The organism is Pontibacter sp. H249 (genome assembly GCF_037892465.1).
Classification (GTDB): Bacteria; Bacteroidota; Bacteroidia; order Cytophagales; family Hymenobacteraceae; genus Pontibacter.
This window is the reverse complement of sequence record NZ_JBBKTR010000004.1, coordinates 147,618-167,697: the sequence shown is the minus strand read 5'-3', so window position 1 is coordinate 167,697 and position 20,080 is coordinate 147,618. Positions and strand designations below refer to the sequence as shown.

22 protein-coding genes are annotated in these 20,080 nt (G+C 44.8%); 6 read left to right on the top strand and 16 right to left on the bottom strand.

Translation table 11 applies throughout. From position 1 onward, the window contains the following. Nucleotides 1–26: 26 nt before the first annotated feature. Both WG943_RS07570 and WG943_RS07565 read right to left on the bottom strand, forming a co-directional pair. Nucleotides 27–908, bottom strand: coding sequence for a DUF3822 family protein (locus tag WG943_RS07570; RefSeq protein WP_340407906.1), 882 nt, complete (start codon nucleotides 906–908; stop codon nucleotides 27–29). 81 nt (nucleotides 909–989) lie between these two features. Next, entirely contained in the window at nucleotides 990–1,481 is a 492-nt protein-coding gene (locus WG943_RS07565) for an NUDIX domain-containing protein (RefSeq protein ID WP_340407905.1), read from the bottom strand. A gap of 37 nt (nucleotides 1,482–1,518) precedes the next feature. Between WG943_RS07565 and WG943_RS07560 the strand changes: the two genes are divergently transcribed. From WG943_RS07560 to WG943_RS07550, 3 genes are all read left to right on the top strand, one after another. Then, nucleotides 1,519–1,989, top strand: a complete 471-nt coding sequence (locus WG943_RS07560; protein WP_340407904.1) for a PaaI family thioesterase — start codon at nucleotides 1,519–1,521, stop codon at nucleotides 1,987–1,989. A 288-nt stretch (nucleotides 1,990–2,277) separates the two neighbouring features. Further along, nucleotides 2,278–3,684: an ATP-dependent DNA helicase gene (locus tag WG943_RS07555; RefSeq protein WP_340407902.1), complete on the top strand. Its 1,407-nt coding sequence runs from the start codon at nucleotides 2,278–2,280 to the stop codon at nucleotides 3,682–3,684. Between the two features lie 79 nt (nucleotides 3,685–3,763). Next, nucleotides 3,764–4,210 (top strand): DUF1573 domain-containing protein, encoded by a 447-nt coding sequence (locus WG943_RS07550; RefSeq protein ID WP_340407901.1) that lies wholly within the window; start codon nucleotides 3,764–3,766, stop codon nucleotides 4,208–4,210. 76 nt (nucleotides 4,211–4,286) lie between these two features. On the opposite strand, the gene WG943_RS07545 is transcribed toward WG943_RS07550, so the two are convergent. From WG943_RS07545 to WG943_RS07510, 8 genes are all read right to left on the bottom strand, one after another. After that, on the bottom strand, nucleotides 4,287–4,664 hold the full coding sequence (locus tag WG943_RS07545; protein WP_340407900.1) for a DUF423 domain-containing protein: 378 nt from the start codon (nucleotides 4,662–4,664) through the stop codon (nucleotides 4,287–4,289). Between the two features lies 1 nt (nucleotide 4,665). Further along, nucleotides 4,666–5,016: a hypothetical protein gene (locus WG943_RS07540; RefSeq protein ID WP_340407898.1), complete on the bottom strand. Its 351-nt coding sequence runs from the start codon at nucleotides 5,014–5,016 to the stop codon at nucleotides 4,666–4,668. A gap of 114 nt (nucleotides 5,017–5,130) precedes the next feature. Continuing rightward, on the bottom strand, nucleotides 5,131–5,580 hold the full coding sequence (locus WG943_RS07535) for a DUF2750 domain-containing protein (RefSeq protein ID WP_340407896.1): 450 nt from the start codon (nucleotides 5,578–5,580) through the stop codon (nucleotides 5,131–5,133). Between the two features lie 117 nt (nucleotides 5,581–5,697). Next, nucleotides 5,698–6,540 (bottom strand): glycerophosphodiester phosphodiesterase, encoded by an 843-nt coding sequence (locus tag WG943_RS07530; protein ID WP_340407894.1) that lies wholly within the window; start codon nucleotides 6,538–6,540, stop codon nucleotides 5,698–5,700. Nucleotides 6,541–6,695: 155 nt separating this feature from the next. Continuing rightward, nucleotides 6,696–7,379, bottom strand: coding sequence for a YggS family pyridoxal phosphate-dependent enzyme (locus WG943_RS07525; protein WP_340407892.1), 684 nt, complete (start codon nucleotides 7,377–7,379; stop codon nucleotides 6,696–6,698). Between the two features lie 179 nt (nucleotides 7,380–7,558). Then, a complete protein-coding gene (locus WG943_RS07520; RefSeq protein ID WP_340407891.1) occupies nucleotides 7,559–8,608 on the bottom strand; it encodes a VWA domain-containing protein in 1,050 nt (349 codons plus the stop codon). Next, on the bottom strand, nucleotides 8,592–9,503 hold the full coding sequence (locus WG943_RS07515) for a hypothetical protein (protein WP_340407890.1): 912 nt from the start codon (nucleotides 9,501–9,503) through the stop codon (nucleotides 8,592–8,594). The genes WG943_RS07520 and WG943_RS07515 overlap by 17 nt, the downstream gene beginning before the upstream one ends. Continuing rightward, nucleotides 9,496–10,377: a DUF58 domain-containing protein gene (locus WG943_RS07510; protein WP_340407888.1), complete on the bottom strand. Its 882-nt coding sequence runs from the start codon at nucleotides 10,375–10,377 to the stop codon at nucleotides 9,496–9,498. The genes WG943_RS07515 and WG943_RS07510 overlap by 8 nt, the downstream gene beginning before the upstream one ends. Nucleotides 10,378–10,435: 58 nt before the next feature. On the opposite strand from WG943_RS07510, the gene WG943_RS07505 reads away from it, so the two are divergent. Further along, nucleotides 10,436–10,816, top strand: a complete 381-nt coding sequence (locus WG943_RS07505) for a DUF4296 domain-containing protein (RefSeq protein ID WP_340407886.1) — start codon at nucleotides 10,436–10,438, stop codon at nucleotides 10,814–10,816. Between the two features lie 56 nt (nucleotides 10,817–10,872). Here the strand turns inward: WG943_RS07505 and WG943_RS07500 are convergent, their stop codons facing one another. Further along, on the bottom strand, nucleotides 10,873–11,229 hold the full coding sequence (locus WG943_RS07500; protein ID WP_340407885.1) for a tRNA-binding protein: 357 nt from the start codon (nucleotides 11,227–11,229) through the stop codon (nucleotides 10,873–10,875). Nucleotides 11,230–11,503: 274 nt separating this feature from the next. Between WG943_RS07500 and WG943_RS07495 the strand changes: the two genes are divergently transcribed. Next, nucleotides 11,504–13,033 (top strand): FAD-dependent oxidoreductase, encoded by a 1,530-nt coding sequence (locus tag WG943_RS07495; protein ID WP_340407883.1) that lies wholly within the window; start codon nucleotides 11,504–11,506, stop codon nucleotides 13,031–13,033. Between the two features lie 64 nt (nucleotides 13,034–13,097). On the opposite strand, the gene WG943_RS07490 is transcribed toward WG943_RS07495, so the two are convergent. The 5 genes from WG943_RS07490 to egtB all read right to left on the bottom strand — a co-directional run bounded on the left by WG943_RS07490 (nucleotide 13,098) and on the right by egtB (nucleotide 18,731). Next, a complete protein-coding gene (locus WG943_RS07490) occupies nucleotides 13,098–13,682 on the bottom strand; it encodes a DUF922 domain-containing protein (RefSeq protein WP_340407880.1) in 585 nt (194 codons plus the stop codon). 67 nt (nucleotides 13,683–13,749) lie between these two features. Further along, the gene (locus WG943_RS07485; protein ID WP_340407878.1) at nucleotides 13,750–15,099 is read right to left on the bottom strand and encodes an MATE family efflux transporter; all 1,350 of its coding nucleotides are present in this window, start codon (nucleotides 15,097–15,099) and stop codon (nucleotides 13,750–13,752) included. Between the two features lie 174 nt (nucleotides 15,100–15,273). Further along, nucleotides 15,274–16,380, bottom strand: a complete 1,107-nt coding sequence (locus tag WG943_RS07480; RefSeq protein WP_340407876.1) for a pyridoxal phosphate-dependent aminotransferase — start codon at nucleotides 16,378–16,380, stop codon at nucleotides 15,274–15,276. Nucleotides 16,381–16,450: 70 nt separating this feature from the next. Next, on the bottom strand, nucleotides 16,451–17,461 hold the full coding sequence (egtD, locus tag WG943_RS07475; RefSeq protein WP_340407875.1) for an L-histidine N(alpha)-methyltransferase: 1,011 nt from the start codon (nucleotides 17,459–17,461) through the stop codon (nucleotides 16,451–16,453). Between the two features lies 1 nt (nucleotide 17,462). Beyond that, a complete protein-coding gene (egtB, locus tag WG943_RS07470) occupies nucleotides 17,463–18,731 on the bottom strand; it encodes an ergothioneine biosynthesis protein EgtB (protein WP_340407874.1) in 1,269 nt (422 codons plus the stop codon). Between the two features lie 234 nt (nucleotides 18,732–18,965). Between egtB and WG943_RS07465 the strand changes: the two genes are divergently transcribed. Then, the gene (locus WG943_RS07465) at nucleotides 18,966–20,042 is read left to right on the top strand and encodes an o-succinylbenzoate synthase (protein ID WP_340407873.1); all 1,077 of its coding nucleotides are present in this window, start codon (nucleotides 18,966–18,968) and stop codon (nucleotides 20,040–20,042) included. The last annotated feature ends 38 nt before the right edge of the window (nucleotides 20,043–20,080 follow it).

Sequence of the window (20,080 nt, the reverse complement as noted above, 5' to 3'; positions counted from 1 at the left end):
AACAACTAGATAAGCAGTAATCAATTTTACTCACACAAGTGCATGCTGTACAGTTCAAAGTACCGGTGCTCAAACAAGTCCTGGAACTTATAACTGTATTCTACATCAGCGGGTTTTTTGCCAAGCTTTACGTTTCGGATATACTTTTGCAGAGTCGAGAATAGGGTGGAGTCGTGGGTGATATCGCCCCACACGGTTATAGTTTCCTGCTCAGGGTTTAGCTTCATTTCCTGCATCACAAATACTACATAGTAAATAAAGTCTTCCGGGCTTAGGTAATGGAAGATGTTACAGAACTCTAAACCGGCAGGTCCTGCTACTAATACCGTTACATAGTTACGCTCTATAAACGCATAAATTTTACGTGCTGTACGATCAGCCTGCATCAGTATACTTTTAGTGAGTGCGCTGGTTTGGTGTACAAACTGTACTTGCCTTTCCGGAAAAGTATAAAGTATAGCCTCATGAATGGCTGCATCAATGGCAAAAATATTCATGGCCTCCAGACCATTGTGCCTGTAAGCCATAATTACCTCATGGTGGTTTACCTGAGCATGCAGACGCAGGTAATCTACTTGGTGTTCAGGGTCGTAAAGCGTTTCGGGTACTAAGGTGAAGTGCTGGTTACTAACAGATACTCTAACAGTAAGCCAGTTTTTCTCTTGCAGCAGAGGACTGTCGGTGGCTATCAGCAGCAATTGTTCTGCTATTTGCTGCGGGTTAAAAACCGATATCAATTCATAATCCTGAAGCACTACAAATTTGTTTCTGTTAGTATCTACTACAGCCAGCCTAATAGCTTTATGGCTAACAGATATGTATAGATTACATGTAGAAACCTGAGCCAGGGAGAACGCTTCGTCCTGAATTTTATGGGAAAGCCTGAAGTGGATGCTAGTAGTGTTCAAGGTATAGATTTTATAGCAATGCCTATTGAGCTAAGTAGTGCCTTTGCAAGTATAAAAAAAATATGGCAAACAGCCGCAAAGCTAATTGCCTGCCATAAAATTATGATCCAAGCCCAGGAGGTCGTCCAGGGAGATAAGGTGCTGCAGTACACGGTGCTTATCAGGTATGGGTATAGCCAGAATTTCTTTAATGCTAAGCCACTGTACATTTTTTATTAATTGCTGCTCCTGCTCAACTTCTGGGTCTGATCCGGTCATCAAGTTGCCATCTGTTATTTTTACTTCAAAGAAGAACTCAATTGCATGCAGGGGAGCTTGGAGAAACTCATTTACAAACAAAAAGCGATTCACTTCTACAGTCAATCCGGTTTCTTCCAGCATCTCGCGCTTCAGGCAGTCTTGCATGGTTTCGCCGTAAAGTAATCCTCCGCCCGGAGGCGCCCAGAAGGCATTATTGCCAATAGTATGCTCGTGTTTTGCCAGCAGCAATTTATGATCGGTAATGCAGATGCCACACACACGTACACGAAGATTGTCTGCGTAAGGTAGGGCTTTCGGATTTAGTTTTGGCATGCTTGTGAGGCAAAGGGTTTGGTCGTAAATTTACGAAATGATACAAACGTTTAATCCTGATTTTGAACAGGACATTCGTGTTAAGCTGGAGCGGCAGGAATTTATGAAGCTCATGGGCTTTAACATTACAAAGATAGAAGTTGGCCGCATAGAAGGCGAACTTATACTTGAGCAAAAGCATAAACAGCACAAAGGATTTGCCCACGGAGGCGTAATTGCTACACTAGCCGACATCGTGGCTGGTTTCGCTGCTGTGAGCCTTGTACCCAAAAACCATCATGTGGTAACTGCTGAAATCAAAGTTTCATACTTTCATCCGGGAGTAGGAGATAAGTTGATTGCTATGGGCTACGTGATAAAGCAGGGCCGTAAACTCAATTTTTGCGAAGCCGAAGTATACGTGGTAAAAGGTGATGCAGAACCGTTGCTCATAGCCAAGGCTACAACAAGTATGGCCACCATCACCCCTGAGGATATAGCCAAGAGAGTCAAAGAGGTAGAAAGTTAAAAGAGTTTGGAAGTTAAAAGTATGGGATGTAGTGACGCAATACTTTGCCTTTTGATAGCTACGAAGTAATCGTCTTTTTAACTAACGCCAAGGATTTATAACAACATATTTTCTGTTGTGTAGCCAGTATAATTGGAGTGCTAAAAGCCAGAATAGGTATAACCTGCCCCAGACACTCTTAAGAGGGATTTTACCTTTACTATTGATTTGGGTTAGTGATTAAACATTTGAGCTTTTAACGATTTAGGTGCCCAATAATTCTTAATTCATCATTTATAATTCAAACTAATGCGTCCAGTAGAAGCCTTACGTTCCAGTTTTCCTTTTGAGCCAACCGAGGACCAGGCGAAGCTTTTCACAAAACTGGATGAGTTCATACTTACAAAGGATCAGGAGCGCCAGGTGTTTTTACTTAAGGGTTATGCCGGTACCGGAAAGACCACAGTAGTCACCTCGCTGGTAAAAATCCTGAACAAGTTTAACTATAAGTATGTATTGCTGGCACCCACAGGCCGTGCCGCTAAGGTAATGTCGAGCTACAGCGGTAAGCCGGCGCATACTATCCATAAGAAAATATACCGCCAAACAGCTAACCCATTCTCTGAAGGATTGACCTTTACCCGAATGCCGAACAAGTCTGATAACACGGTTTACATCGTGGATGAGGCCTCTATGATATCGGATGAAAGTGGTTTCGGTGAAAATGGCCTGTTGCTGGACCTGCTGCAGTATGTGTTCGAAAAAAAGAATAACAAGCTGTTGCTGATAGGTGACACTGCCCAGCTGCCGCCGGTGGGGCAGACGCTAAGCCCTTCGCTCGATGCTGAGTATATGAAGAGCAACTTCCGTTGCCATGTGCAGCAGATGGAGCTGAAACAGGTAATGCGCCAGGCTGAAGCATCGGGTATTCTGATGAACGCCACGCAGCTGCGTGACCAGATGAAGCAGGAAAACCTGGAGATCAAGCTGTTTACTAAAGGCTGGCGCGACATCTACAAAATGACCGGTGAGAAGCTGGAGGATGGTTTACGTTATGCTTATGATAAGTATGGTGTGGAGGGCACTATTGTAATTTGCCGTTCCAACAAAATGGCAAACCTTTACAACCAGCACATCCGCAGGCGCATTTTCTTTGCCGAAGATGAGATTGGCGTAGGCGACTACCTCATGATCGTGCGTAACAACTATTTTTGGCTGCCAAAGGATTCTGATATAGGTTTTATGGCCAACGGTGACTTTGTGGAGGTTACTAAGATTATCCGGTACGAAGATATGTATGGCTTTAGGTTTGCCGATGTGCGTGTGCGATTTATAGACTACCCGGATGCGCAGGAAGAGGAGGTAAAGATTATGTTGGATACACTTTACACTGATGCTCCTGCTTTGCCACAGGACCAGAACAAGAAGCTTTACGAAGAAGTGCTGCAGGATTACATGGATATCAAGAATAAGCGTGATCGTTATAAAGAACTGAAGAAAAACCCCTACTTAAACGCGCTGCTAGTTAAGTTTGCCTATGCGCTTACTTGCCACAAGGCACAGGGTGGCCAATGGAAAGCCGTGTTTGTTGATCAGGGTTTTTTGAAAGATGATATGGTGAACGAGGAGTTTGCCAGGTGGCTGTATACGGCTTTAACACGTTCATCTGAAGAACTGTATCTGCTGAACTTTAACCCTCAATTATTAGTTAGCTGACAAAAGATATTTTAATTTGCATCGTTTTAGCTGCATATTTAGTATAATAGCTATCGCATTAACGCTAACCCTTTATAAAATGAAAAAATTACTTCTTTCTTTCGTGTTTGCAGCGCTTGTTGCAGGTGGTGCTTCTGCTCAGGAGAGAGCAAAAGCTAAAACTACTGCTCCACAGGAGCAAGCAGTAAATGGCCCGGCCCTTACTTTTGAGCAGTCTGAGCACAACTTCGGTGATATCACACAAGGTGATGTGGTAGAGCACACGTTCAAGTTTAAGAACACCGGTACACAGCCTCTTGTAATTGAGCGCGTAGATGTTACCTGTGGCTGTACCACCCCAGCCTGGACAAAAGAGCCTGTAATGCCAGGAAAGACTGGTTATGTAACTGCGAAGTATAATAGTGCAGGCAGATTAGGCCAGCAGAAGAAATCAATAACTGTGCACTCTAACTCAGCGGACGGCGCTAAGTATGTGTATATTGTAACCAACATCAAAGAAAAAGCTGCTGCGAGTGCAAAACAATAAGTTGCATTAGCACATAGGTATAAAAAGGAAAGGCTGCCATGTATTGGCAGCCTTTCCTTTTTAAAGTTGGTTATACTTAAAGTGCTTTAAGAACAGCATAGAAAAGTGCTCCCCAGCCTACAATAAATAAAGTGCCGCCAATCGGAGTAATCGCGCCCAGCCAGGTAATGCCTGTAAGAGTAAGCACATAAAGCGATCCAGAGAAAATAAGTATTCCTATAAAAAAGCACCAGGCAGCTACCTGCAACGCTGGCTGCTCCACTCTAAACAACAGTAGGCCCACCGCCAGCAGTGCCAGTGTGTGGTACATTTGGTACTTAACAGCAGTTTCAAAGGTCTCTACCCGGCCGGTACTCTCCAGTAACTTAGCAAGGGCATGTGCTCCAAAGGCGCCTATGGCTACAGTTAAACCTCCCAGCGCGCTGGCAATCAGAAGTATAGTTTTTTGCGTCACGTTAATTTAAGATTTTTCTTTCAGGATAGATTTTGTCATTTAGTACCGCTGCTAGTGCTGACAGGATAAATCCGAAAAGTATTGTAAAAAATGTTATTCCAACAACGGAGTATAATGACATGCTGGCTCTGCCTACTATAAAAATAGGTAGAAAAAGGCCAAAGCTGAAAGTATAGTTAGTAATCATTCCTGCTATAAGTGCCTTTTCGTATGGTAATTTTTCTCTGCTAAGAAGATTACTAAATACGATGCCTGTAGGTGCTGTGAGCACAAAAAGTATGATTAGTGCTAAAATGGGAGATGAAATGCTTAGTAAAATACCTGTTACAGCATAGAAAGCTTCAAAAATCACTGCATGAAACCAGACTAAAGCAATTAAGTAAAATCCGGTTACTGCAGAAGCTATAAGAGACTTCTTGTCTAGTTCTTTAACTGATGTAGCATCCCAATAAAATCGATTCGTATTCTACTCTTCGCCCTCTAGCGCCTCTATTACCTGCTCCTCAAACTCTTGCTGGCTGTCATATTGTGTAAACTCCAGCGTTTTACCTTTTTCTTTCAGTTCCTGCACAACATCAAGCGCTACCTCCAGCGGCTCTGCTTCTTTACCGCTCAGGTCAGCTGCCCAGTTAGGTCCCACCAGAAGCGCGTCGCTGTACATACCCACACACCAGTTCTCTAAAAACTCAACCACAGAAATAGACTCTGGCATGTAATCTGCCCAGTCGTCTTCAGCACATGCTTTGGCACCGGCTTCATCAGACCAGAACAAAATAACTTCGGTGTCTTCAAACTCAGCAGAGCTTGACGTAGCCCAAGTATCGTCTTTGGCAAGGCCCCAAACTTTGTTCGTTTCTACGATCGTCTTTACAAACGTCTTATAACTTTTTTCGCTGTCGGCTGCACTTTGAGTCATGGTTTTAATTTTTTTATGTTTTATCTGATACAAAGGTGTATACTTTTGAGCGTACAAGAAAGATATGCTTCTTATAATTTACATTAGCTTACCTGCTGGTTTTCTTAGTAAACTCTGTTACAGTTGCTTAAATAAGTTAGGGTAATCTGATATTAAACCGTCTACGCCCATATTTTTTAGCTCTTTCATTTCCTCCAGCTTATTAATGGTCCAGGGGATTATTTTCATACGCTTTTGGTGTGCATTCTTAACCATGGCTGGCGTTACCAGCTTGTAGTATGGGCTGTAAATATCAGGTACAAAGCCTAGCTTTTCGAGGTTCTGATCCATACTTTGGAGATTCTCTACGAGAAGCGAGGTTTTTATAGCTGGGTATTCCTGTTTTAGCACCTGCAGTGTACGCACATCAAAAGACTGTATAACTACATAAGGGGCAACCTTTTTTTGCAGTATAACAGCCATTAGTTTCTCCACAAATTCAGCTGGGACCGGATGATATTTTCCATCACCGGATGGTTTAGATTTGGTCTCGATGTTGTAGTATACCTGCGGCAGCTGGTGCTCGGCAATGTAGGCCTGCACAGTATCAATAACTTCGGATAAAAGAGGTTTATATGCTTTTTGAAGCTGCTGCTCCGGGAAATTCTTATAAAACTTAGAGCCTACATCATAGCGTTTTATCTTATCGTAGGTGAGTTGGTATAGGATATGAGTTTTTGCTTCTGATTTAGAAATCTCTTGACCATCCGGCAGTAATTCGTGCTGGCGGTTAAAGTATGGGTCGTGAGACAGCAACACTTGACCATCTTTACTGATATGCACATCCATTTCCAGGGTGGTAACGCCCAACTCCAGCGCCTTCAGCATAGCGGGAATGGTGTTTTCGGGCATAAGGCCGCGCGCGCCACGGTGACCCTCCAAATCGAAGGCAGGAAGTTGAGTAGCCGCAGTAGTGTTCATAGGCAACGGTTTTATTGATTTACACGATGCACAACAAAAGATAAGAAGTATAAAATAAAGTATAAGCTTCCGCATCAGGATATGTTTTAGGCTTTAAGGTGTTAGATACCCAGCTTTACAAAGCTATCCCTTCAGGCTTAACAAAACCTTTACACTTAGCGGTTGTAGTTACGGCTCCCGAAAATACCGCTACCAACACGTATCATTGTGCTACCTTCCTGCAGCGCAAGTTTCCAGTCTGAAGTCATACCCATCGAGATCTCTTTAAAGTCATCGTTAGCAATAAAGAATTTCTCTTTTAGATGATCAAAGCATTCGCGTAGGTAACAAAACTCGCCACGTAGCTTCTGCTCATTTTCTGTGTTAGTGGCAATGCCCATTACGCCTGTAATCTGTATGTACTTCATCTGGCGGTACTCCTCGGATTGCAGCAGCGCCTCTACTTCATCCGTGGTCATGCCATACTTTGTTTCTTCATCGGCAATGGAGATTTGCAGCATACACTTTACAGGTAAGGTGCGGTTAAACTGCTCGGCACGCTTATTTATTTCCACCAGCAGCTTCAGGCTGTCTACTGACTGAATGGTATCAATAAATTGCGCGATTTGTTTTACTTTGTTTGTTTGCAGATGACCAATCAGGTGCCAGGCAATATCGTGTGGCAGTTTGTCTCTTTTATCAACTAACTCCTGCACTTTATTTTCTCCAAACAGGCGATGGCCGGCATTGTAGGCTTCTTGTATTGTTTCTATGGGATGGGTCTTGGTAACGGCTACAAGTCTGCAGGGGGTATTTCTAAGTTGCTCGTCGAAGTATAAAATGTTGTCTTTAATGCTCATAGTTTAAAGTTGATCTTGCAATTTTTAATTATACGAAGTAAGCATGGCTTTGTAACTTACAGGATACTCACTAATGGCTATACTTTGAGTTAAATGCGGATAAGATAAAAGTATATTGTCTCTATTCCTCAGCTTCCTTTACCTCATAAGTCTCTACCACCTAAGCGCACTTACTCTGCTTAGTCTTCCAGCACGTTCGTGATAAAAGTGTTTTTAAGTAGCATCCAAATCAGCAACAGGAGCAGGGCCCACTTTAAGTATACCTGGTAATAATCTTTGGTATCTCTAAACCGCTTTTCTGTTATTTCTGTTTTTTCGAGTCGGTTGATATTTTGGAATATAACCTGTAGCGCATCTTTAGAGTCAGCCCTGAAAAATGTGCCTTCTCCGATTTGGGCAATCTGCCGGAGGCTTGATTCGTCTAGTTTGGTATCGACATAAATTATTTGTCCGTTCTCGTCTTCATATGCTACCTGGCCATCTTTGCCTATGCCAATGGTATATAGCTTAATGCCATATGCGTAAGCCAATTGTGCAGCTAGTGCCGGGTCCAGGCTTCCGGCGGTGTTTTCTCCATCACTTACCAATATGATTACCTTGCTCTTCGACTCGGAATCGCGCATGCGGTTTATAGCCACAGCGAGCGCACTTCCAATGGCGGTACCATCATTTGGGATCATCTTAAAGCCAACTGAGTTTATACTTTGGCGTAGCAGGTCGTAGTCTGTAGTGAGGGGAGCAAGAGAATAGGCGTCACCGGCAAATACCACCATTCCAATTCTATCCTGCACGCGGCCGTTAATAAACTCCAGGGCAACTTCTTTGGCAGCAGCCAGGCGGTTTGGTTTTATATCAGTCAACTCCATCGAGCCCGACACATCCAGCGCCAGCACAATGTCGATGCCAGCTGCACTTTGCTCTATCTGCTCGTTTACACGTTGCGGACGGGCAAGGGCTACCAAAATCAGCATCATAAACAGCATGAATACAAGTGTAGGAACAAACCGTAGCATGCTGGTCCACTGCCATTTTACCTTGCCAGAGAACAAGGCCATATCCAGCTTGCTCTTGTTATTTAGAGAGAACAGCCACCTAAGCAGAAAAAGTACAAAAACGACAGGCAGCGCGTAAAGCACCACCGGATACACCCAGTCAAAAGAGCGGAGGGTGCTGTAACTGAACCACTGCAGGTCCAGCCAATCCCAGAAATCATCAGGCAGCCTTCGCATTTTTAATTATTTCTCGTTGTGTTTTATAACGATTTTTGGCAAATCGCCTCAACATGCTTAATGCCTGTTTTGTTTCGGTGTCGGCTTCTGCAGCGGCACTGCCGTAAATAGCTCTGTCGCAGGTACGCAAAGCGTTGTTTACGTCTTCGTCGTCGTTGTAATACTCCACAATTTCTTTGGTAGTAAAGGAGTTAATGGCGCTTCGTTCCAGCTTGGTCAGGTAGTTTTTCCAGAGCGATACGGCCTTTTCCATACTTTGAGACGAGCCAGACTTTACAAACCTATCTAGGTGTGAGTTATAGCGCGAGCCAAAGTATAAGTGGTCCTTGCGAAGGCGATAGAGTTTATACTTCCGGATAATGGCTTGACCAAAGATAAACCATACCAAGCTTATAAATACCAGACCCGCCACGATGTAAAGCAGCAGCAGCGGCCAGTTAAACCGCTCTGCCACTGTAACTAGTGCGGTGTTGTCTTTTACCTTTAAAGGCTCTTGTACCTGCCTTACCAGTTGCTGCACTGTTACGGCATCGCTGTCAGCAAATATTTGTATGGTGTCTGAGTCGTGGAGTATATACACGGGTAACGCCAGCTGCTGCTGTTGCTCCGTTTCAAAAGTGCGCAACGTATAAATGGCGCTGTCGGTGCTTATACCAGCTTTGGTTGCGGTAGGGAAGTATGTTTTGGAAACAAACTCAAAAGGAGTAAAGTTATAGTTTGAGTCTGGTAATATAACCTCTTGTGTAGCCGCATGTTGATGCACCAAATTATACTGCAGCAGCTGCCCCAGCTTTGCCGTATCCTGGGCGAAACTGCCTACTGGTTTTTTTGCCTGCTGCCCGTAAACCGTTACCTGCAACAGGAGCAAAAGTATAACTAGGGTAAGATTACGCACTTCGTTTTGTTGTTTTATTTCTAAGCCTGAACAGGTTTACCAGCTGCGGCACATAATCTTCGTTCGTCTGGATGGCCAGGTAATTAGCCTGATACTTTTGACAGATGCGTACTACTTTGTCCTGGTTTTCGGTGTACTGAGCAATGTAGCGCTTCTGAAACTCTTCCCCGGACGTGTTCAGCCAGATCGTTTTTCCTGTCTCCTTGTCCAGCACAGGTACAATACCCATTGGCGGTACTTTCTGCTCGCGCAGGTCCTGCAGGTGCATCACGATCAGGTCGTGGCGCTTGGCCAGCATCGCAAGTTCCTTTTCATAGTCAACATCTATAAAGTCGGAAATAAGCAGGATAATGCTGCGGCGCTTGATAATATCAAGTGTAAGTTTCATGCCTGCTGCCAGGTTGGTTTTACCTGATTTTGGCACAAGTTCGTTTAAGGCTTTAATAATGGTATAAGCCTGCTGTATACCTTTGGCCGGTTTAATGTATTTTTCTTTCTGATCTGAAATGCAAATAATTCCGATCTGGCTCTGCTGCTGTGCTGCCGACAAAGCCAGTACACCACAGATTTCTTTTCCAACATCAATTTTCTGCTGCTTGCCGGTGCCTATACTTTGCGATGCGCTTACATCCAGCATCAGGAAAACAGACTGTTCCTTTTCTTCGCGATAGGTTTTTACAAAAGTGCCGTGGCCTTTGGCCGATACGTTCCAATCTATCGTCCGAACATCGTCGCCGTATTGGTAAGAGCGTACATCATCAAACTCCAGCCCTGTTCCTTTAAAAACAGAATGGAAATCGCCTTGCATTTGCGTGGTTATAGCCTTGCGAATGCGTATCTCATACTTACGTAGCTTCTGAACAAGCTCTTTCATTTAGGAACACGGTAGCCTCAGATTTTAAAATTATGATATATTCTCGTAATTTTAAGCTGTGAAAAGACTTTTCTACATACTTTTTTGCTTCAGCCTGCTTGCCTGCGGCAACAATGAAGACAAAACGCCTGCCAACCTGTTGCCACAAGAGAAAATGGTACAGGTGCTGACTGATATTCATATTGCGGAGGCCCAGATAGAATCAAAGATCGTTTACCCGGACACTGCGCTGATGGTCTTTAACCACCAGGAGAAGGAAATCTTTAAAAAGCACGGCATAACGGAGCAGGAGTTCCGCGATACCTACAACTACTATAAAGAGAATCTGAAACAGATGGATAAGCTCTACGAGATAATTGTAGACACATTAAGCCTACGCGAAACCAAAATGAGGGCGAGTGGCGATGATACTGTGGAGATGATAAATGAAATAGAATAATTGTAAAGGAGGAGTACTATTGTACATAAAGTATGATGGTACTCCTCCTGAGCGTATTACATTAACTTGCTGCCGTTGGGCACCTTTCCAGCTGGCTGTGCAAGCACAATATCGCCGTTCTCATCGGCAAAGCCAGTTACCAGCACTTCCGAGATAAATTTACCTATCTGTTTATTACCAAGGTTTGTAACACACAGCACTTGCCTGCCCACCAACTCTTCTTTTGTATAATGCTTGGTGATTTGGGCGCTTGATCTTTTTGAGCCAAGCGGACCTAAATCTACTGTTAACTTATAAGCAGGCTTTCGTGCTTCCGGATAGTCTTCTGCAGCAGTTATAGTTCCTACCCTAATGTCGGTTTGCTCAAAGTGCTGCCAGGTAATAATGTCCATTGTTTCGGAAGGTGCATGCATGGTTAAATGAGATCGTTAAGAGTTTGTAAAGTATAAATTTATTCTCTGCCAGTTTATAAGTATAAAACAACTCTCTCACAAATCAAAGTGCAATGGCTTGTTAGTAACAGGTAAAGTAGTTACTACACGACTTTCCAAAGTGTATTCTTAATTCCTCAAAAAGTATAAATAAGCTTCTATAAGGCTCTTCAGAAACTAAAGGATATACACACCGTAATGCAATGCACAGGTAATTCTATATGTAAAGGAGCCTATTTGAGCAAAAACTTATACTATGAAAAACGAATCCGGAGCTAGCGTGCCTTTTTGGGTAAAGGATGTGTCGTTTATGGACACGCACAAATTAAACGATAATATAACCTGCGATGTATGTGTGGTTGGTGGCGGAATAGCCGGCCTGACTACGGCTTACCTGCTGGCGAAAGAAGGCAAAAGAGTTGTGCTGCTGGAGGCAAAAGCGATAGGCGGCGGCGAAACCGGCCGCACAACAGCACATCTTTCCAATGCACTTGATGATCGCTACTCTAATCTAATAAACCTATTCGGAAAAGATGGTGCCCGGCTAGCCTGCATAAGCCACGCCCGTGCCATTGATATGATTGAGCAGATCGCAAAAGATGAAAAAATAGATTGCGACTTTCAACGCTTAAACGGCTACCTGTTTGTAAATAACCGCGAGCAGGATACTGAACTGATGAAAGAACTGGAGGCGATACAGCAGATTGGATGGCGCGATGTGGTGATGCGAAAAGAGTGCCCCGTAGCAACACTCACTGCCTCGCCCTGCCTGCAATTTCCGGATCAAGGCCGTTTTCATGTGATGAAGTATATGGCCGGTTTATTAAAGGCTTTTGTAGACAAGGGTGGGCAGGTGTATACCGATACCAAGGCAGTAGATTTTAAGACTGGAACTGTAAATACCGTTGTAACAGAAGATGGCCATACCGTAGCATCTAACCACCTGGTAGTGGCCACAAACACTCCGGTAAACGATATGGTAACCATGCATACCAAACAAGCGCCCTATCGCACTTACGTGGTAGGCTTAGCGGTACCTAAAGGTGTGGTGCCCGATGCTTTATACTGGGATATGGATGATTCTTACCATTACATACGCTTGCAGAAAGCAGAGGAAAGAGGCGCTGCCACAGATCTGCTTATTGTAGGCGGCGAAGATCATAAAACCGGACAAGACCATCAGCCTGATAAGCATTATTATGCATTAGAGCGTTGGGCAAGACTAAAATTCCCGATGGCTGAGGAGGTTGAGTTTAGATGGTCAGGACAGGTATTTGAGCCGGTAGACAGGCTGGCCTTTATCGGTCGTAACCCAGGCGACAGCCCTAATGTTTACATTGCCACCGGCGACTCGGGCCATGGTATGACGCATGCTACTATTGCCGGCATGCTGCTCACAGACCTGATCATGAATCGTAAAAACGAATGGGAGAAAATTTATGACCCGGCACGTATCAGCTTAAAATCGGCAGGGGAGTTTTTGAAAGAGAACCTAAACGTGGCGGCACAAATGAAAGATTATGTTACTCCCGGTGAGGTAGATGACCCATCAGAAGTAATGCCGGGTACAGGCAGGCTAATGCGCAAAGGTACTACTAAAGTGGCTGTATACTGCGATGCCGATGGCGTACGCCATGAGTGTTCGGCTGTTTGCACACATTTGGGCTGTATCGTTAGCTGGAATAACGTAGAAAAGTCTTGGGACTGCCCTTGCCACGGCTCACGCTTCGACCCATATGGTAGAGTAATAACAGGGCCAGCTGTTAAGAACCTGGACAAAGCCTAGCTTACTGAGTATAAACCAAGAGGGCCAGCTGGATTTCAGCTGGCCCTCTTGGTTTATACTTTTACTACTTATAGGACTGTAACTCGTTAAGGCGTTGCTCAATATGCTGTGCCCAGGCTGCTTCTTCTTCTTTATTAAGGCCGTGGCTGCAAGATTTATCAAAAAGGTCCTGCTCGTCTTTCCACGTTTTAAAGGCTGCGCTTACAGTATTGTTTAGGTTACCCTTTAAGTTGCCACAGCTGGTGCCCAGTTCCTTTAACTTTTTACGTAGTAGGCGTGCATGCACCTCCGTCAGGTCAAAGTGCAATTGCTCGTGGTACAGCAGCGACGGGGACTTTTTATTTTTTGACCAGGATTCTTCCGGCAAAAACACACATTTAACTTCATATGTAAAGTTGTTGCTGTTGCACTTGGCATCTACGGCCAAGTTTGCTGCTGTAAGGGCATGATGTGGGTTTGTTGTTTCTGGTGCACCTTTAAAGTCTTCCCAGGTAAGCCTACGAGTGGCAGACCAGTTAATTTTTTCGGAGTTTTTAACTTCGGCTGATTTTGCCGAGGTGTTGTTTCCCGAGGCAGCAGCAGTAGGTGTGGCTACAGCAGGCGCAATAAGCCCTGCCCATAGCGACAAGAAAAATGAGGCAATAAACATGTAACTTCGGCTAAAAAGTTGATAATTTATATATGCGCAACGCGCTACCTATATTTTTAGTGCCAAGTTATAATGCAATTTTTTTGTAGCGATTGCTAAGTGCCTTAAAACGAACGAATAAGAGTACGGCAGCAACTGATAATCCTACCAGCAATCCCATCCAAACACCGTTTACGCCAAAGTTTAATTTAAAGCAAAGCAAATAACCTACCGGCAGGCCAATTACCCAATAGGCAATCAGAGAGATAAGGCTTGGAATACGCACATCCTCCAGCCCACGTAAAGCTCCCAGGCCAACCACCTGCACACCATCTGAAATCTGAAAAAGGGCTGCAATAATCAGTAGAGTAGAGGCTAACTGAATCACTTCTGCATCATCAATGTAAAGCATAGGTATAAACTTATTGCCTACTACCATCAGCAGGCCGCTCCCTAGCATAAACAGTGCACCCATGGCAAAACTGCTAAGTCCGGCAACGCGCATACCTCTAAAATTGCCCAAGCCTTTTTGGTTGCCTACACGTATGGTGGCAGCTGCAGCAATGCCGCTAGCCATCATGTATGTGACCGATGCCACGTTAATGGCAATCTGGTGCGCTGCTAACTGCTTGGCACCAAGCCAGCCGATCATTATAGCAGAGAAACTGAAAGCACCCATTTCAAAGATCATCTGACCAGAAATTGGCAAGCCTAGCTTAAAGATGCGGTATACGTGCAGGAACGACAGATGACGCAATCTTAAAAAGTGCCTGAACACTTCAAATCGTTTCGCAAACAGCACATACCCAGCCATCATCAGCGCCATTACTACCCGCGATATAAAGGTTGCCCAGCCAGCACCAACCAATCCCATCGGTTCGAAGCCAAGCTTTCCGTATATCAGGATGTAATTTAGTATGATGTTTAGTGTATTGGCAATTAGGGTAATATACATGGCCTGCTTCGTAAGCGAAAGTCCCTCTGCAAATTGCCTGAACGCCTGGAACACCATGAGCGGCACCATAGATAGGAAAAGGATATTGATGTATGGCACAGCCAGTCTCACTACCTCTTCAGGTTGATTTAGATATGTAATAAAAGGTGATAGAAAATAACCCGCGATAAAAAGCAGGATGCCCAGCAATACGTTAGATACCAAGCCATTTAGCAGCAGCAACGAAATACGTGTGTAATTACGGCGACCTTCTGCAGCGGCTATTAACGGGGTTATGCTATACGATACGCCCAGGCCTAACACCATGGTAATCATGAATATACTGTTGCCCAAAGATGAAGCAGCCAATGGCAAAGTACCAATCTGGCCTACCATTAAACTATCGAACACGCTCACCATGATATGCCCCAGTTGGCTGAGCACCACCGGGAATGCAAGGGTAAAATTTTTGGAGAAGTGTTCTTTGTATTCTGCGGTATTCATCTCAGTGCTTTTCGAGCCGCAAAATTAGTTTATTTATTTGGAAGGGTAGTAGTGGTAAGTATAATAATACACGGGAAGTAAGAAGCTACAGCGATTCATCTATTGCAGTAAATTTTATACTTTCCTTCAGATTTGCAGTTTACAAAGCGCAGCTTACAAAAGGTTAATAAACACTTAAAGCAACGCTGCGAGGGCCAATTTTAATCTTTCCATCGCTTTCTGAAGCTTTTCTGGTTCTATGGCAAAAGATAAACGTACATGGCCAGGAGCTCCGAAGTTATCGCCGGGGGCAACCTCCAGTTTATACTTTTGATGCAAATGATCAGCCAGATCTATACTTGTCTCCAGGGTTTTACCCTCCGATGTTACCTTATTTAGGTACGTACTGAAGTCGGGGAAAAAGTAGTAAGCACCTTCTGGTAAGTAATAATTTATACCGGGTATGGCATCCAAGGCATCAGCCATTAGCTTTCTGTTAGCAGAAAGTATAGGTAACATTTGTTCCAGGACTCCAGCATGCTGCTGCATGGTGGCCTGTGCGGCATCTTGCAGAAAAATGCTTACTCCAGATAAAGTACTTCCCTGGAAGTCGGCACATTTTCTAATTATATTTTCAGGGCCAAGTATAAAGCCGATTCGCCAGCCAGACATGGCAAAGTTTTTAGAGAAGCCGTTTACGAGGATGATTTTTTCTTTTTCTGCCCCCACGCAGGATAGGAGAGAAGTAAAAGGCTGGCCGTAAGTAATATAGTCGTAAATCTCATCAGATATAATATAAAGGTTAGGGTACTCTTTGGTTACCTGCAGTAGTGCCTCCAGCTCATCTTTAGTGTAGATGCGCCCAGTGGGGTTGCCGGGGTTGGTCAGTAAAAGTATACGGCTGCTCTCGTTAAGTGCCTGTCGCAGCATTTCCGGCGTTAGCTTGTAATTATCTTCAAACCTAGTCTGTAAAGGCACCAGCTTGCCGCAGCTATACTTCATCAGCCCATAAAAGCCGAACCAGGCAGGTGTAGGAATTACTACTTCATCGCCCTGGCGCAGCAACACCGTGAACAGGTTATAAAGTGCCTGTTTACTGCCAGGGGTTATCAGTACCTGCTCTGGCTGCACCAACTGGTTTTGTTGGTTATACTTCTCGCAAACAGCCTGCCGTAAACTACCAGTGCCTTCCGTTGGGCCATAGTAGGTATAACCATGCTTTAGTGATTTGATAGCGACATCTGTGGCCATAGCAGGGCTTTGAAAATAACTGGCACCTGAGGCAAGTGAGATAAACTCCATGTAAGGCATCTGTAAGTATAAAATTATACCTGCAAGTATACACGTATAAACTTTATCATGTTACCTCAACTCAGGAAACTGTAAACAAGACATCAGCAAAGCGCTTCTCCTGGTCGTGGTATACTGTCTCAATGTTAAAGCCGCAAAGTTTGCCTAGTTCTTCGATCTCCTGGATGAAATATTTATGAGAGTTTTCTGTATGAATTGCCTCCCAAGCCTTGAAATGGTATGTTTTGTCAATTTCTTTTATGTATACATCCTGCTCTTTAAGGCTAATTAGGAAACTGCGCATTACACCCTCTAATGGATTGTAAATGGCGTAGTGACGGAACTGATCAAGTATAAATTCACCGCCCAATTCTCGGTTAATGCGGCGCAGTAGGTTCAGGTTAAACTCAGCGGTAACGCCTGCAGCATCGTCATAGGCCTGAAGTATGATTTCGGGTTCTTTGCGTAAGTCTACGCCCATCAGCAGCCTGTCGCCGGTACTTAGGTAGCTACGTATACTTTGCAGAAATGCAATGCTATCCTGCTTTTCGAAGTTACCAATGTTGGAGCCGAGGAACAGTACCACCTTACGCTCCGACTTGTTTTCCTGCAGCCACTGCAGAGCTTTAAAGTACTCCCCGATTACGGCCTGCACTGCTACCTCAGGTAACTCCGTTTGCAGGCTGTTGCTTAATTCCTGCATGGCATCTCCCGAGATATCAACCGGAACATAATCGAATGCAGCATTCTGCTGAGCTAACTGGCGCAATAGTATCTTGGTTTTATAGGCATCGCCTGCCCCCAAGTCTATCAGATGAAAGAAGCCTGCATCAGCAAAGCGAGAGCACATAGCCTCTTTGTTCGAGTAAAAAACCTCATGCTCGGCGCGTGTCAGGTAGTACTCCGGCAGGTTCATAATCTGCTGGAAAAGCTGGCTTCCTTTTTTGTCGTAGAAGTAGCGCGATGGCAGGTCTTTACGTTTCAGGCTTAACCCTTCAGCCACATCTTTTGCAAATGCTGCCAGGTCGCTGGTGCCGTCTTGTTTGCGGCTAAGGTCAATCATAGGGGTAAGCGTGGTATGTAGTTCTTCCATATTATTTTGATGCCAGGCGTATTCCTGTATACTGCCAGCGTTTATCAGGGTGAAAAAAATTACGGTATGTGGTTCGGATATGATTTGCAGGCGTAGCGCAGGAGCCGCCACGCAGTACCATCTGGTTGATCATAAACTTGCCGTTGTACTCGCCAATGGCTCCGGGTGCTTTGGTAAAACCGGGGTAGGGATGGTAAGCACTGTAGGTCCATTCCCAGGTATCGCCGTATAATTGCTGCATGCCCTTTATGGCGGCATCTGCGGCAGTTGGCTCCAGTAGCTTGCTTTCTACAAAATTGCCCTTGGCCGGAGGGTACATTTGTGAGGCTGCCTCCCACTCAAATTCTGTAAGCAGGCGCTTTCCCGACCAATTAGCAAAGGCATCGGCTTCGTAAAAACTGATGTGCGTTACCGGCTCGTTCAAGTCTACTTTTTGCAGGCCGTGCAAAGTAAAGCGGTACCATTCATTGTCCTGCTGCAGCCAATAAAGTGGTGCCTCCAGGTTATCATTTCGGACCATAGCCAGCCCCTCATCCAGCCAATGCCTGAAGTCCTGGTAACCGCCATCCTGCATAAACTCCAGGTACTCACCGTTGGTTACAAGCCTGTTCATAATAGTAAAGTCCTCCAGCAGCACCTCATGCACACCCAGTTCGTTATCAAAACAGAAGCCCTCGCCCTGGTAGCCAATTGTATAGGTGCCGCCGGGTACTTCTAAGAACTTGGCTTCTATAGCTGTTGTGGCAGGTTTAGCAGGTTGAGGAGTATATGTTGGCAATAATGGATTGGTACTCAGAATGTACTTAATATCGGTTACCAGTAGCTCCTGGTGCTGCTGCTCGTGCTGCAGGCCTAGTTGCAGTACCGGCATCAGTTCTGTCAGCTTATCATCGGTTATGCGTTGCAACAGTTTCTGCATGTGCTCATCCACGTGCTGCCTGAAAGTATAAATATCCCGAAGAGGTGGCCTGGTAAGCGTGCTGCGCTTGTCGCGCTGTACCCTGTTGCCCACGTTGTTGTAGTAGGAGTTAAACAGGTAATTATACTTTGGATGAAATTCCTTGTAGCCTGGCAGGTGCGGCTTTAGCAGGAAAGTTTCGAAAAACCAGCTAGTGTGTGCCATGTGCCACTTGGGAGGACTCACATCCACCATCGGTTGCACAACCGTATCTTCAGGCTCCAGTGGTTGGCAAATAGTTTCCGTTTGGCTGCGAATCTGCTGGTAAAGCAGTACTATGTCTTTTGTGTCAGGGGCAATGGCTATGGTCATAGGCGCTATTATTTTAGGGCGCCGCTTTAGGCGCTTTAGAAGTATAACAGTTTATCAAGCAGAGGGTTTTTAAGGCCGTTTTAATAAACAGCAGCCGTTTACAGCGCGTTATTTTCGAAGTATACTTTCAAAACTTACACCTGCCCGGCTAACGTATGTTTATACTTTATACGCACTGTACGTCATAATTATAGTTAATGGTTTAAATTGCCACCTGAACAAGTACCTGATTTTATGAGCCTGAAACTGCACTATATACCTTTTACTTTACAATTCAAGTTTGATGCCCGTACCTCCCGTGGCGCCATTAAGGAGCATAAAGTATACTATATCAGTTTGTCTGAAGATGCACAGCCTGAAGTAATTGGTGTAGGAGAGTGCGCACCACTGGCTGGCTTAAGTATAGATTACAGGCCTGATCTGGAGGAGAAAATAAAAGAGGTGGCAGACCTCATCAACTCGCAAAAGGTAAAACTGGAGAAAGGTGCGCCTCTCCCGGAGGAGCTTAAGCTGCAGCAATGGCCGGCATTATACTTTGCCCTTGAAACCGCCTTGCTTGATTTAAAAAATGGCGGAAAGCGCTTGCTCTACAAAAACAGCTTTAGCCGGGGAGAAGCTGGTGTTCCGATTAATGGGCTTATTTGGATGGGAGATGCAGATTTTATGCAGGAGCAGATCGCAAAGAAACTGAAAGGGGGTTATACTTGCCTGAAACTGAAAATAGGAGGACTGGACTTTGGCCAGGAACTGGAGATCTTGCAAAGCATACGAGAGCGCACCCCTGCCGACTGCCTGACCATACGCGTAGACGCCAACGGAGCTTTTTCGCCGCAGGAGGCATTTAAAAAGCTGGAACGCCTGGCAAAGTATGACATCCACTCTATTGAACAACCGATTAAGCAGGGGCAGCACAAACAAATGGCTGAATTGTGTGCCTACTCGCCAGTGCCCATAGCTTTAGACGAAGAACTGATCGGAGTGCTAGGCAAAGACTCAAAAGAGGAGCTGCTGGACAAAATCAAACCTCCATACATCATTTTAAAACCTACACTGGTAGGTGGCCTTGCCTCCAGCGCCGAATGGATAGCGTTGGCAGAGGAAAGAAGTATAGACTGGTGGATGACTTCGGCATTGGAATCAAATATCGGCCTGAACGCCATCAGCCAGTTTACGGCGCAACATGATATTACCTTACCGCAGGGCTTGGGTACAGGACAGCTTTACCACAACAATATCGCATCACCGCTGCAGATCAGGAATGGAGAGCTTTGGTATGAGCAGGAGCAAAGCTGGGGAGAGTTGCCTTCTTAAAAAGTATAACCTGCTCTATTTATTGGCGTTATAAAGTA